We start from the raw sequence: 12,929 nt of genomic DNA on the forward strand, positions 1-12,929 counted from the left end.
GGGTGTTTTCTTTTGGTTCTACTTTAATATATCAAACAATTCATGTAAGTCTTTGATTTCATAATCCGGTGTCACATCTGTTTCATTTTTCTTGCCATGGCGATTGATCCAAACGGTTTGGATGCCAACGCGAGATGCCCCGAGAATATCTGTTTTAGGATTATCTCCAACCATGATGACATCGTCTTTTGTTAAGTTTAATAGCTGAAGGCAGTGCTCAAAGATGCCAGGGTCAGGCTTGCCTTTCCCGTAATCTCCTGAAATCACAATCTCATGAAAATAAGGCGCAAGCTCCGGTACACCTGCAAGCTTTTCCTTTTGAAGACTAGGGTCACCGTTTGTTAAAAGGAGTAATTCGTAGCTGCCTTTCAGGCGGTCTAAAACAGGATACGTTTCTTCATAGACATACGGGCGTTTTCTGCGTTCTGCTGCAAAGAAATCAGCCAAGTATTGTCCAAATGCCTCATCGTCAATTCCCGCTTCTTTTAAGCCGTTTGTCCAAGCGTTTTTGCGATACTCTGGTGCAAGGGCGTTCAGCTTTTGAAAGCCTTCGCTAATCGGTTCACTAAAATTTGACCACAATCCTTCGAAAGGATTAATTCCGATCATGACAGTATAATCATATGTTTCATAGGAAGAGTACAGCTTTCTTGCTTCTTCACGTACAATCTGTTCAAACGCTTCTGGATCAAGTCCATATTTCTTTTCTGCTTCCCGGCATGTTTCCTGAAAAGTTGTGTGAATGCTTTTTTCATCCCAAAGCAAAGTATCATCTAAATCGAAAAATACGGCTTTCATGATCTTCTCCCTTGTTATGTATGTAGTTACCTTCAATTGCATGTGACAGGCTCATGTTCATTTTACAATAGAAGGTGAGGGCAATAAAGAAAAGATTTGAGAGATCTTTGATCATTGACCGCACATGATAGAATAGAAAGACAATAGATATCACATACATCAATTGAGGTGGCCGGTTTGCTTCATTTAATCATTATGATGATCGAGCGTGTGGGGATCATCGTTATTTTAGGATTTGTGCTTGCCCATGTGAAGGGCTTTCGCAATCTGTTGCTTCACAACCAAGGGTTCCGGAAAAAGGCAATCCTTGTCTTTGTTTTTGCTTCTTTTAGTATGATCAGTAATTACACAGGAATCGAAATCCAGCAGCAGATTGTCATGAATCATGAATTTTCTTATCATCTTGGCTCATCAAGCTCCATCGCCAATACAAGAATCATGGGGATTGAAATGGGCGGCTTGATTGGGGGGCCTTTTGTTGGCATTGGGGCAGGCCTTTTAGCTGGAATCCATCGCTATTCACTAGGAGGGAGCACGGCGCTCAGCTGTGCGATTTCTTCGATTTTAGCCGGTGTGATTGCAGGCTATGTCGGCAGCAGGTTTAAGCGGAAGAATCGAATGGTGACACCTCGCCAGGCAGCACTTTTTGGTGTGGCGATGGAATCATTACAGATGATCATTATTCTTCTGTTTGCAAAGCCATTTGCTGATGCTTGGGGGCTTGTGAGCATTATTGCGCTGCCGATGATCTTTGTGAATGGGATCGGAAGCTTTATCTTTTTATCTATTTTGCAGTCAGTGATTCGACAAGAAGAGCAGGCCAAGGCGATGCAGACACATCGTGTATTTTCTATCGCAGATCAAACGCTTCCTTTTTTCCGGCAAGGATTAAATGAACAGTCCTGTAAAAGTGTGGCGGAGATCATTCATCGATTAACAGAAACAGATGCCGTCTCCTTAACAGATACAGAAAAGATTTTAGCGCATGTCGGAGATGGAATGGATCATCATATTCCATCTAAAAGCCTGATTACAGGGCTGTCTAAGCAAGTATTGATCAGTGGGAAGATTATGAAGGCGCATTCGAAAGACGAAATTAATTGTTCAGTCGCCCATTGCCCTCTCGAAGCGGCGATTGTGCTCCCGCTCACGTCAAACGGTCAAACGATCGGAACGTTAAAAATGTATTTCAATTCGCCGGTCGGATTAAGCAGGGTGGAAGAGGAGCTTGCAGAAGGTTTAGCGATGCTGTTTTCCACACAGCTTGAGCTTGGGGAGGCAGAGACCCAAAGCCGTCTGCTAAAAGATGCAGAGATCAAAGCGCTTCAAGCACAGGTGAATCCGCACTTTTTATTTAACGCCATTAATACAATCTCTGTTTTATGCAGAACCAATGTGGAGATGGCAAGGAAGCTGCTACTGCAGCTGAGTATTTATTTTCGTTCAAACTTGCAAGGCGCCCGCCAGCTGCTGATTCCAATGCATAAAGAGATTCAGCATGTAGAGGCTTATTTGTCGCTTGAACAAGCAAGGTTTCCAAATAAGTACCATGTGACCTTTCAAATTGAAAAAGAGCTGGAGCAGGTGATGATTCCGCCCTTTGTGCTTCAAGTCCTTGTTGAAAATGCGGTGAGACATGCTTTTCCTAAACATCAAACGAATTGTGAAGTTATCGTATCCGCTTTGATGAAAGATGGTCGTGTATATATGAAAGTGACAGATAATGGACAAGGGATCGAGGATGACAAGATGGCTCAGCTATTAAAAGCGCCAGTTGAATCACTAGAAGGAACGGGTACGGCCCTTTATAATTTAGACCAGCGATTAAGAGGAATTTTTGGCAGACAAGCCGCTTTAACCATTCATAGTGACAAAGGCACTGACATCTCATTTCACATTCCAATGGACTATGTAAAAAAGGATGATTCTCGTTGATGAAGGTATTAATCGTAGATGATGAAGTTTTAGCAAGAGACGAATTAAAATACTTATTACGAAGAACGAAAGAGGATGTTCAAATAGAGGAAGCAGAAAATATAGAATCTGCTTTTGACCGAATGGTAGACCATAAGCCTGATTTGCTCTTTTTAGACATCGACTTATCTGGTGAGAACGGATTTGATGTTGCCAAACGGCTTAACCGGATGTCTGATCCGCCAGCGATTGTATTTGCTACAGCCTTTGATCAATATGCGCTGAAGGCGTTTGAGGTGAGTGCGCTTGATTACTTAACAAAGCCATTTGATGAAGAGCGGCTTCAGCAAACCATCCAAAAGTTTAAAAAGTGGAAATCCGTTGAGACGCAAGAGCACCAGCTATCAGAAGAGAAACTTCCCCACCAGCAAAAATTAGCCATCTCAGTCGATGACTCGATTGTCATCCTGCAAGTCGAAGAGATTATGTATGTAGGGCTCAGTGAGGGAAGAAAGGTCGTGAAAACAAAGGATCACATGTATGAGGTAACAGAACCGCTTGTGGTGATTGAAAAGAAGCTGCCTGAGACTTACTTTATGAGGGTCCATCGAAGCTATATTGTCAACACATCTCATATGAAAGAAGTACAGCCGTGGTTTAATTCGACGTATAATCTTCATATGACAGACGGGTCCATCATTCCTGTCAGCCGCACATATGCGAAAGAACTAAAGAAGTCGCTCCTGCTAGAGTAGGGCGGCTTTTTTTGTTTGTATTTCAATACTCGTTTTTTGCATTTCAGTCGTTGAATCCGGTGAGTTTCATTGTAAACGCTTCATTCGTTTATTTCATGCCATATACTGAGGGCAGTCGAAGAAAGAGGTGAAAGGGCATGAGTGCCACAAAAGTATATGGATTTCTATCTCAAGCATTTATCTTTGCAACCGTAATGTTCGTTTCTAATCTCATTTCAATGTATTTACCGATTCCAATGCCTGCATCCGTTATTGGATTGGTTCTATTATTTGTTTTATTAACAACTAAAATCGTGAAACTTGAGCAGGTAGAGCAATTAGGCACATCATTGACAGGACTTATTAGCTTTCTATTTGTTCCTTCTGGTATCTCGGTCATTCAATCACTTGGTGTCATGCAAGAAGTAGGCGTGCAAGTAGTGGGTGTGATTATCATTGCAACCATTATGTTACTTGCAACGACTGGGCTGTTTTCGCAGCTTCTGATGCAATTATCAGAAAGACCGCAGAAACGTAAAGAGACACAGGAGACCAAATCGACTTCTCATTCAAATAAACCAGCTTCAAGTACGCATTAAAGGAGAGGGATAAGATGGATACAAGTACTATGAGTCCGTATTTTGGCATTGTCGTCTCATTAGTCGCCTTTGGGATCGGCACATTCTTATTTAAAAAGTCTAAAGGTTTCTTCTTATTCACACCACTTTTTGTTGCCATGGTGTTAGGTATTTTATTTTTGAAAATTGGCGGCTTTTCCTATGAAGACTATAATGAGGGCGGCCGGATCATTAAGTTCTTCTTAGAGCCTGCCACCATTGCATTTGCCATTCCGCTTTATAAGCAGAGAGCGCTTCTTAAGAAATATTGGTGGCAAATTTTATCCGCTATTTTTGTAGGCTCACTTTGTTCCATTACAATTGTGTATGTCGTAGCAAAAGGAATTCATCTTGATGCGGCTGTCATGAAAAGCATGCTTCCACAGGCAGCGACGACAGCGATTGCTCTTCCGATTGCAAAGGATATTGGCGGAATCGCGGATATTACAGCCTTTGCTGTTATTTTTAATGCGGTGATTGTCTATGCGCTTGGTGCCTTCTTCTTGAAAATGTTTCGAATTAAACATCCAGTGGCAAAAGGTCTTGCACTTGGGACATCAGGACATGCGCTTGGCGTTTCTGTTGGGATTGAGATGGGAGAAGTAGAAGCGGCAATGGCAAGTATCGCCGTTGTGGTCGTAGGGGTTGTGACCGTCATCGTCATCCCAATCTTTATGCAATTGATTCTTTGATGACGTCATTGTTTGAAAAAGTCTTGCCCAATTCGTTTCATCATGATAAAATGAAAAAGTTGTTTCAAGAGTTCGGTTACTTGACGGACAAATGAAAATTGTGTAGAATAGTTAACGAATTGAATAGATATCACAAGCAGAAGCACCCGCTTCTCACCTGCTTGACACATGTTTGTAGTTGACAGGTTGACCGTACATTTATTTTTTCATGCAAATGTTCGTAGTGTGGGTGTTTATATGCCCACACTTTTTGTTTGCCTGTAAAACATACAACGAAATGGTCAAAATGAATTGTGAACTCAATTCAAAATCTCATGGAGGTGGCTCACTATTAGCAAAGATCAATTAGTTAATGAAGGTATTCGTGCGCGTGAAGTTCGTTTAATCGGACAAAATGGCGATCAGCTTGGGATTAAATCCCGACAGGAAGCTCTGGAGATAGCTGCTAAAGCCAATCTTGACCTTGTGTTAGTTGCTGCAAATGCAAAACCACCTGTTTGCCGAATCATGGACTACGGTAAGTTCCGATTCGAACAGCAGAAGAAGGATAAAGAGGCACGTAAGAATCAAAAAATCATTAGCTTAAAAGAAGTTCGGTTGAGCCCGACAATCGATGAACATGATTTTAACACGAAGCTCCGTAATGCAATCAAATTCCTTGAAAAGGGAGATAAAGTGAAAGCTTCTATCCGCTTTAAAGGCCGTGCGATTACGCATAAAGAAATCGGACAGCGCGTGTTAGACCGTTTCTCTGAAGCTTGCGCTGAAGTAGCAACAGTAGAAACAAAACCTAAGATGGACGGACGCAGCATGTTCCTTATGCTTGCGCCAAAAGTCGAAAAGTAAAGTAACAGAGGGAGGAAATATCCAATGCCAAAAATGAAAACTCACCGCGGATCTGCTAAACGTTTCAAAAAAACAGGTTCTGGTAAACTTAAACGTTCTCATGCGTATACAAGTCACTTGTTCGCTAACAAATCTACAAAGCAAAAACGTAAATTGCGTAAGAGCGCAATCGTAAGTGCTGGAGATTTCAAACGTATCAAACAACAACTTGCAAACATTAAGTAATTTGGAATAGGAATCATAGGAGGGAATTACAATGCCAAGAGTAAAAGGCGGAACTGTGTCGCGTCAGCGTCGTAAAAAGGTTCTTAAATTAGCAAAAGGTTATTTCGGTTCAAAACATAGATTATACAAAGTAGCAAACCAACAGGTCATGAAATCTGGAAACTACGCTTTCCGTGACCGTCGTCAGAAAAAACGTGACTTCCGTAAACTATGGATCACTCGTATCAATGCTGCAGCTCGTATGAACGGTCTTTCTTACAGCCGTTTAATGCATGGCTTAAAGCTTTCTGGTATCGAAGTAAACCGCAAAATGCTTGCTGACCTTGCTGTGAATGACCTAAACGCATTCAATCAGCTTGCTGATGCTGCAAAAGCACAACTAGACAAGTAAGTCATATAAAAGATCATTCCGTCGAGGGGTGATCTTTTTTTCTCATCATGTGAGGTGAAAAGAATGAACATCGGTCTGATCCTGCTGCTTATCTTAGTGAATGGCTATGGTTTTTTTCTTATGGGAGAGGATAAGCGCCGGGCTAAAGCGCATAAATGGAGAATTTCAGAGGCACATTTATGGAGTGCAGCGGTACTTTTTGGCGCTGCTGGGTCATTTCTTGGGATGCAGTATTTCCGGCATAAAACAAAGCATACTGCCTTTCAAATTGGCATGCCTGCTTTAATTGTTTTGCAGTTGATCATATTAGGATATATCCATCTCATCTGAAACTGAAAAAGGAGCAGACGCCATCAGGACGGCGTGTCTGCTCCTTTTTTGTGTTTGATTTTTTTGATGGGCTGATCCCAATCAATTTTTGTTTGAGGATACCGTTCGATGATGTTTTCCTCAAGTTTTTCAAAGTCTTCTAATGTAAATTCATATAGTTTCTCAGGTGACTCCGTCCAAACGTAAATGGAGTGGACAAACAGAGGATGATCCTTAGAAGGAACATGCTTTTCCCCTTCAAACAAGACACCTTTATAGACGAAATTAAAATTTTTGCGCGCATTTTGCTGTTCGTCCATAAAATAAAAGCCTTCTTTTAATTGCGCTTGTTTCAGCTTTCTTCTCGGATTTGAGAAGAATTTTACCGCCATGTAGAAAATGTAGACAAGCAGTGCAACAAGAGCGAGTCTAATGAGGATTACAAACATGACAGGATGCACCTCCAATACCGTTATCTGATGTACTACGAATGAGAAAGTCAAAAGGTTTCAACTTTTTTTAAAAAAATATTTCGTAAAACGAAAAAATATTCATAAAAAGATCGTATTGAACGAAAGAGGTTTTGTATAATAAGAATGCACCATGAAGATAAAGGAGGATAAATGGAATGACAAAGCTAGATCAAACATTAACTATGCTGAAAGACCTAACGGATGCAAAAGGGATTCCAGGTAATGAACGTGATGTCAAAAAAGTCATGCAGACATACATAGAATCATATGCAGATGAAGTCTCGACAGACCGCCTTGGCAGCTTGATCGCTAAGAAGGAAGGAAACGCAAACGGCCCTAAAATCATGCTCGCTGGTCACTTAGATGAAGTAGGATTCATGGTGACAAAAATTGATGACAAAGGCTATATTCGTTTTCAAACGGTTGGCGGCTGGTGGTCACAGGTCATGCTGGCGCAGCGTGTCACCATTGTGACGAAAAAAGGGGAGATCACAGGCGTGATTGGTTCTAAACCACCACATGTCTTATCGCCAGAAGCCCGTAAAAAATCAATTGAGATAACAGATATGTTTATTGATATTGGGGCTTCAAGCAAAGAACAGTCAATGGAGTGGGGAGTGCTGCCTGGAGATCAAATCGTTCCTTACTTTGAGTTTACGGTGATGAATGATGAAAAAATGCTCCTTGCAAAAGCATGGGACAACCGTATCGGCTGTGCAGTTGCGATTGATGTCATGAAGAATTTACATGACACTCAGCATGAAAATATCGCTTACAGTGTTGCGACTGTACAAGAGGAAGTAGGCTTACGCGGAGCCAAAACAGCAGCTGCTACGATCCAGCCTGATATTGGATTTGCCATTGATGTTGGTGTAGCAGGAGATACGCCAGGCATTACTGAAAAAGAAGCAACAAGCAAACTTGGTCAAGGACCAACGATCGTTGTTTTTGACGCTTCTATGGTATCTCATAAAGGGCTTCGCGATTTTGTTGTCCAGACAGCAGATGAATTGAACCTTCCTTATCAATACGATTCAATGCCTGGCGGGGGGACAGATGCTGGCGGTATCCATTTAACGGGTCATGGTGTTCCATCCCTATCAATCGGGATACCAAGCAGATATATTCATACCCATGCAGCGATGATTCACCGGGATGATTATGAAAATGCAGTGAAGCTTTTAACAGAAGTGATCAAAAGACTCGATCAAAAAACTGTCGAGCAGATTACGTACGGTTCTTAATAGGAAGGCCTTTCCTCGGCATTGGGGAAAGGCTTTTTTTGTTCCATTGAATTTCCCAGGAAATGAACCTCGTTGTTCAAGTTGCGTCAAAAGAACTGTTTTTGACAAATGGAGAGGAAATTTTCTGGTGAATAAGGCACATGTGATCAAGCTTTTATTTTTGTAAGATGAAATCAATAAAAAGGACAGAGCCTAGAGACCGCTCTGCCATAAGAGAGTTTATGGAAGTAGGTGAAGCTAACTTAAGAATAAGTCGATTATTCCTATCTTTCAACTTTGTTTTAAAAGAAAGAAAAATCAATCAATTTATGTTATATTTGTAACAAATTGTTTATACAAAGGGGATGGTTAAATGAATGCGGTTACAATTGTCATAGGATCTATGTGTATTTTAGCGATAGCGTATCGTCTGTATGGTACATTTATGATGGTCAAGGTATTAAAGGTCACAGATGATCATCCGACACCAGCTCATACACTAGAGGACGGAAAAGATTATGTGCCAACAAATAAATGGGTCACATTCGGACATCACTTTGCTGCGATTGCAGCTGCTGGCCCACTAGTTGGTCCAATTTTAGCCGCACAATTTGGATATTTACCTGGTCTCCTTTGGCTTTTAATCGGAGCGGTGATTGGCGGAGCTGTGCATGACCTTGTCGTGTTATTTGCTTCGATGCGAAAAAAGGGGAAATCACTATCAGAGGTAGCGAAAGAAGAGCTAGGACCTGTTGCAGGATTTTGTACAGGGCTTGCCATGCTATTTATCATAACGATCACAATGGCAGGACTGTCGATGGTTGTGCTTCATGCTTTAGAACGAAACCCTTGGGGGACATTTGAAGTCGGAATCACCATTCCAATTGCAATGGGGGTAGGTCTTTATTATAAAAAGACAGGCAATTTAAAGCTGGCCACATCTGCGGGATTTATTTTACTGATGTTTGGTGTATTCCTTGGACCAAATATTCAAGGAACGGCACTTGGTGATTTTTTAACACTTGATACAAAAACGCTGGCTCTCGCCTTGCCGATTTATGCATTCTTTGCAGCGGCTCTGCCAGTTTGGCTGCTATTGGCACCAAGAGACTACTTAAGTAGTTTTATGAAAATTGGTGTTTTCATCGCTCTGATTGCTGGGATCTTTGTGGTGAATCCGGCCATTCAATTTCCAGCGTTTACAGAGTTTGTGAATGGAGGAGGGCCTGTTTTAGCTGGTCCTGTCTGGCCATTTATATCAATTACAATTGCTTGCGGCGCCATATCCGGTTTCCACGCATTTGTTGGCTCAGGAACAACGCCAAAGATGCTGGACCGCTGGAGTGATATGAAGCCTGTAGCGTTTGGTGCAATGCTAGTGGAATGCTTGGTGGGGATCATGGCGTTAATTGCCGCCACAGCTCTTCATCCAGGAGATTATTTTGCGATTAACAGTACACCAGAAGTGTTCCGAACGCTCGGTATGAGTGTCGAGAACCTTCCGCAGCTTAGTAAGGAAATTGGTCTTGATTTAGAGGGAAGAACGGGTGGAGCCGTTACATTAGCAGTGGGGATGGCGTATATCTTTACGGGGATTCCATTCTTTAGCCATTTGGCGTCTTATTTCTTCCAATTCGTCATTATGTTTGAAGCTGTCTTTATTTTAACAGCTATTGATGCTGGAACGCGTGTGGCACGTTATTTGATTCAAGACTTCTTTGGAGAAGCATATAAACCGCTTAAACGAAATGATTGGGTACCTGGGTCTGTGTTTGCAAGTGCGCTTGCCTGTTTTATGTGGGGATACTTGCTTTACTCTGGGGACATCGGGTCCATTTGGGCGCTATTTGGGGTTTCAAACCAATTAATGGCCTCGGTAGGCTTGATCATTGGTGCGACCGTTGTGTTAAAAATTGCGGATAAAAGGCGATATATGCTGACTTGTTTAATTCCGCTCGCTTACTTATATGTCACCGTGAATTATGCGGGCTATTGGATGGTGGCCAATGTATACCTCAATCCTGAGGCGTCTGGCTACAGCGTGCTTAATGCGTTCTTGTCGATCATCATGCTGGTCTTGGGATTTGTGATTATTGTGTTTGCTATTAAAAAATGGGTCGAGATCTGGCGTGATCCAGCGCTTCGGATGGAGACACCTATCACTGGATAAACGAACAAAAGCCGGTTTGCTGTCATACATAAGCAAACCGGCTTCTTTTATTGCTGCTGCTGAGGCTTTAAGCCCTGCTCTAATGTTTCAAGGATTTCATTTTTTTCGTTTTCTGATGCCTCTTGCCATAAAACCTCAAACAACACGCCAAGGCCTGGCAGCATTTTTTCCTCGCCGCTTTGAATCGCATCTAAAATCGTATGTTCAAGCTGCTCTTGATTATGGCCAGTGATGTTTTGAATGACTGCGCCTCTTAAATTAAAATCCATTGCCCACACTCCTTTTTTGATGGTAATAGCCCTATTCTGTCTCAAAGACAGGTTTATTATGTAGTGTGCATGAGATATAATAAATTCATGATATTTAAAGGAGTTAAAGTCGCTTGAAATATATAGAATCAGCTAAAAACGCAAGTATTAAACAATGGAAAAAGCTGCATACAAAAAAAGAACGAACGAAAACGGGGCTATTTCTCGTTGAGGGGAAACATTTAGTAGAAGAAGCATTAAAGAGCGGGATTGTGAAGGAGTTAATGGTCACATCGCCTGACATGCTTCGGTCTGACATCAAGCCTGACATTGAGCTCTATGAACTGAGTGAAGAGGCTTTTTCTGCAATGACAGAAACCGAAACGCCTCAGCACATCGCAGCGATTTGTACACTTCCTGTATTTGAAGAAAAGAAGTATGAGCGAATTTTACTTTTAGATGCAGTGCAGGACCCGGGAAATTTGGGCACTCTGATTCGGACAGCAGATGCCGCTGGTCTGGATGCTGTGATTTTAGGTGAGGGGACCGTCGATGCTTTTAACGGAAAAACGCTCCGTTCAGCTCAAGGCTCTCATTTCCATCTGCCCATCTTAAAGCAAACACTTCAACAGGCGATTCCAGCATTCAAAGAGCAGGGCATACCCGTGTACGGAAGTGCTTTAAAGGATGCGAAAGAGTATAGAAACATAGCGGCAGAAGGCCCGTTTGCGTTAATTGTTGGCAACGAGGGAGCAGGCATTGATCCAGAGATCCTTCAAATGACAGATCAGAATTTATATGTTCCGATGTATGGGCAAGCAGAATCATTAAATGTGGCTGTTGCAGCAGCGGTTCTTGTCTATCATTTGCGCGGATAGTGTTGCATGATGCACTGAATTTCACTATAATGAAACTAATATTTTAAAAACCATGATAGAGGAAGATTGTTTCAATGAGCGGCCTTATAGGGAGAATGCATCGTAGACTGAAAGTGCATTTAAGGGATGCTGAAACAGGAATTCACCTCTGGAGTTGTCACCGGGACCGCAAGCTTTGCGTAAAGGTGAACCGGATTCGTTTGATTCCGTTATGTCAATGAAGCTTATTCGCACATGTGTGCTTAACAAGGGTGGTACCGCGACCACAACTCGTCCCTTCTTTTTTGGAGGGGCGGGTTTTTTTATTGTCTTCAAACGATCAAACAGCCGTTTATCCAGGCGGTTTTGTATATCAAAAGGAGGATTACACTCATGCAAGAAACGTTAAAACAGCTTGAAACAGAGGCGATAGCGAAGGTAGAAGCAGCTAGCTCGCTCAAAGAGGTCAACGACATTCGTGTACAATATTTAGGGAAAAAAGGGCCGATTACAGAAGTCCTTCGCGGAATGGGCAAACTCTCCGCTGAAGAAAGACCAAAAATGGGTGCGCTCGCAAACGAAGTGAGAGAGCAGATTGCTAATGCCATTGCGGAAAAAAATGAACAACTGGAAGCAGAAGAAGTGAAGAAGAAACTGGCTTCTCAAACCATTGATGTCACATTACCAGCAAGTCCCATCAAAATGGGGGCAAGACATCCATTAACGATTGTTGTAGAAGATATTGAAGATTTATTTATTGGAATGGGCTATACCGTTGAGGAAGGTCCTGAGGTGGAAACGGATTACTATAACTTTGAAGCGTTAAATCTTCCAAAGGAGCATCCAGCACGTGATATGCAGGACAGCTTCTATATTACCGAAGATACACTCATGAGAACACAAACGTCACCAGTTCAAGCGCGTACACTTGAGAAATATAAAGGCCAAGGCCCTGTGAAGATCATCTGCCCTGGTAAGGTATATAGACGTGACAGCGATGACGCAACCCATTCACATCAATTCATGCAGATTGAAGGGCTTGTGGTAGATCACAATATTAGCATGAGTGATCTAAAAGGAACGCTAGAGACGGTCGCAAGAAAAATGTTTGGTGAAGATCGTGAAATTAGACTGCGTCCAAGCTTTTTCCCATTCACAGAACCATCAGTAGAAGTAGATGTGTCTTGCTTTAAATGCGGCGGGAAAGGCTGTTCTGTATGTAAAGGAACAGGCTGGATTGAGATTTTAGGTGCAGGAATGGTTCACCCAAATGTACTGAAAATGAGCGGATTTGATCCAGATACTTACCAAGGCTTTGCTTTTGGAATGGGCGTTGAACGTATTGCGATGCTGAAATACGGCATTGATGATATTCGCCATTTCTACACAAACGATATTAGATTCACAAAGCAATTCAAGCAGGACTAAGAGG

At 42.1% G+C, this 12,929-nt stretch carries 15 protein-coding genes and 1 other annotated feature; of the genes, 12 read left to right on the forward strand and 3 right to left on the reverse strand.

Annotated elements, in window-relative coordinates; translation table 11 throughout:
* Window positions 1-18 precede the first annotated feature (18 nt).
* The gene (locus R0K30_RS10820) at window positions 19-798 is read right to left on the reverse strand and encodes an HAD family hydrolase (RefSeq protein WP_099726914.1); all 780 of its coding nucleotides are present in this window, start codon (window positions 796-798) and stop codon (window positions 19-21) included.
* 177 nt (window positions 799-975) lie between these two features.
* On the opposite strand from R0K30_RS10820, the gene R0K30_RS10825 reads away from it, so the two are divergent.
* From R0K30_RS10825 to R0K30_RS10860, 8 genes are all read left to right on the forward strand, one after another.
* A complete protein-coding gene (locus R0K30_RS10825; protein WP_256498892.1) occupies window positions 976-2,733 on the forward strand; it encodes a sensor histidine kinase in 1,758 nt (585 codons plus the stop codon).
* Window positions 2,730-3,467: a LytR/AlgR family response regulator transcription factor gene (locus tag R0K30_RS10830; RefSeq protein ID WP_410610663.1), complete on the forward strand. Its 738-nt coding sequence runs from the start codon at window positions 2,730-2,732 to the stop codon at window positions 3,465-3,467. Before R0K30_RS10825 ends, R0K30_RS10830 begins: the two co-directional genes overlap by 4 nt.
* A gap of 137 nt (window positions 3,468-3,604) precedes the next feature.
* Window positions 3,605-4,045, forward strand: a complete 441-nt coding sequence (gene lrgA / locus R0K30_RS10835; protein WP_099726917.1) for an antiholin-like murein hydrolase modulator LrgA — start codon at window positions 3,605-3,607, stop codon at window positions 4,043-4,045.
* A 14-nt stretch (window positions 4,046-4,059) separates the two neighbouring features.
* Window positions 4,060-4,755, forward strand: coding sequence for an antiholin-like protein LrgB (gene lrgB, locus R0K30_RS10840; RefSeq protein ID WP_180275498.1), 696 nt, complete (start codon window positions 4,060-4,062; stop codon window positions 4,753-4,755).
* Window positions 4,756-4,883: 128 nt separating this feature from the next.
* Window positions 4,884-5,014, forward strand: a sequence feature (ribosomal protein L20 leader region).
* 71 nt (window positions 5,015-5,085) lie between these two features.
* The gene (infC, locus tag R0K30_RS10845) at window positions 5,086-5,601 is read left to right on the forward strand and encodes a translation initiation factor IF-3 (RefSeq protein WP_034320896.1); all 516 of its coding nucleotides are present in this window, start codon (window positions 5,086-5,088) and stop codon (window positions 5,599-5,601) included.
* 24 nt (window positions 5,602-5,625) lie between these two features.
* Window positions 5,626-5,826, forward strand: a complete 201-nt coding sequence (gene rpmI / locus R0K30_RS10850) for a 50S ribosomal protein L35 (RefSeq protein ID WP_003216324.1) — start codon at window positions 5,626-5,628, stop codon at window positions 5,824-5,826.
* A 31-nt stretch (window positions 5,827-5,857) separates the two neighbouring features.
* Window positions 5,858-6,217, forward strand: a complete 360-nt coding sequence (gene rplT / locus R0K30_RS10855; protein ID WP_007501659.1) for a 50S ribosomal protein L20 — start codon at window positions 5,858-5,860, stop codon at window positions 6,215-6,217.
* A 63-nt stretch (window positions 6,218-6,280) separates the two neighbouring features.
* Entirely contained in the window at window positions 6,281-6,547 is a 267-nt protein-coding gene (locus tag R0K30_RS10860; protein WP_249704969.1) for a DUF1294 domain-containing protein, read from the forward strand.
* Between the two features lie 23 nt (window positions 6,548-6,570).
* On the opposite strand, the gene R0K30_RS10865 is transcribed toward R0K30_RS10860, so the two are convergent.
* Window positions 6,571-6,975 carry a sigma-w pathway protein ysdB gene (locus R0K30_RS10865; protein ID WP_410610667.1) on the reverse strand — a complete coding sequence of 135 codons (405 nt, stop codon included), beginning with the start codon at window positions 6,973-6,975 and terminating at the stop codon, window positions 6,571-6,573.
* A gap of 179 nt (window positions 6,976-7,154) precedes the next feature.
* Here R0K30_RS10865 and R0K30_RS10870 point away from each other — a divergent pair, with 179 nt between their 5' ends.
* Both R0K30_RS10870 and cstA read left to right on the forward strand, forming a co-directional pair.
* Complete coding sequence (locus tag R0K30_RS10870) at window positions 7,155-8,243, forward strand: M42 family metallopeptidase (protein WP_410610669.1); 1,089 nt, start codon at window positions 7,155-7,157, stop codon at window positions 8,241-8,243.
* 352 nt (window positions 8,244-8,595) lie between these two features.
* Entirely contained in the window at window positions 8,596-10,392 is a 1,797-nt protein-coding gene (gene cstA, locus R0K30_RS10875) for a carbon starvation protein CstA (protein WP_410610671.1), read from the forward strand.
* Between the two features lie 47 nt (window positions 10,393-10,439).
* Here the strand turns inward: cstA and sspI are convergent, their stop codons facing one another.
* On the reverse strand, window positions 10,440-10,661 hold the full coding sequence (gene sspI / locus R0K30_RS10880) for a small acid-soluble spore protein SspI (protein WP_024425725.1): 222 nt from the start codon (window positions 10,659-10,661) through the stop codon (window positions 10,440-10,442).
* 113 nt (window positions 10,662-10,774) lie between these two features.
* On the opposite strand from sspI, the gene R0K30_RS10885 reads away from it, so the two are divergent.
* Together R0K30_RS10885 and pheS are read left to right on the forward strand one after the other, a co-directional pair.
* A complete protein-coding gene (locus R0K30_RS10885; RefSeq protein WP_099726923.1) occupies window positions 10,775-11,518 on the forward strand; it encodes a TrmH family RNA methyltransferase in 744 nt (247 codons plus the stop codon).
* Between the two features lie 372 nt (window positions 11,519-11,890).
* Window positions 11,891-12,925: a phenylalanine--tRNA ligase subunit alpha gene (gene pheS / locus R0K30_RS10890; RefSeq protein WP_099726924.1), complete on the forward strand. Its 1,035-nt coding sequence runs from the start codon at window positions 11,891-11,893 to the stop codon at window positions 12,923-12,925.
* Window positions 12,926-12,929 lie beyond the last annotated feature (4 nt).

Origin of the sequence: Bacillus sp. SIMBA_154 (assembly GCF_046536015.1) — a bacterium.
In the GTDB taxonomy this organism is placed as follows: Bacteria; Bacillota; Bacilli; order Bacillales; family Bacillaceae; genus Bacillus; species Bacillus pumilus_P.

Bases quoted from the DNA above. Each gene is read 5' to 3' on its own strand.
- R0K30_RS10820 (WP_099726914.1), bottom strand. From the start codon at position 798: ATGAAAGCCGTATTTTTCGATTTAGATGATACTTTGCTTTGGGATGAA.
- lrgA (WP_099726917.1), top strand. From the start codon at position 3,605: ATGAGTGCCACAAAAGTATATGGATTTCTATCTCAAGCATTTATCTTT.
- lrgB (WP_180275498.1), top strand. From the start codon at position 4,060: ATGGATACAAGTACTATGAGTCCGTATTTTGGCATTGTCGTCTCATTA.
- rpmI (WP_003216324.1), top strand. From the start codon at position 5,626: ATGCCAAAAATGAAAACTCACCGCGGATCTGCTAAACGTTTCAAAAAA.
- rplT (WP_007501659.1), top strand. From the start codon at position 5,858: ATGCCAAGAGTAAAAGGCGGAACTGTGTCGCGTCAGCGTCGTAAAAAG.
- R0K30_RS10860 (WP_249704969.1), top strand. From the start codon at position 6,281: ATGAACATCGGTCTGATCCTGCTGCTTATCTTAGTGAATGGCTATGGT.
- R0K30_RS10865 (WP_410610667.1), bottom strand. From the start codon at position 6,975: ATGTTTGTAATCCTCATTAGACTCGCTCTTGTTGCACTGCTTGTCTAC.
- R0K30_RS10870 (WP_410610669.1), top strand. From the start codon at position 7,155: ATGACAAAGCTAGATCAAACATTAACTATGCTGAAAGACCTAACGGAT.
- cstA (WP_410610671.1), top strand. From the start codon at position 8,596: ATGAATGCGGTTACAATTGTCATAGGATCTATGTGTATTTTAGCGATA.
- sspI (WP_024425725.1), bottom strand. From the start codon at position 10,661: ATGGATTTTAATTTAAGAGGCGCAGTCATTCAAAACATCACTGGCCAT.
- pheS (WP_099726924.1), top strand. From the start codon at position 11,891: ATGCAAGAAACGTTAAAACAGCTTGAAACAGAGGCGATAGCGAAGGTA.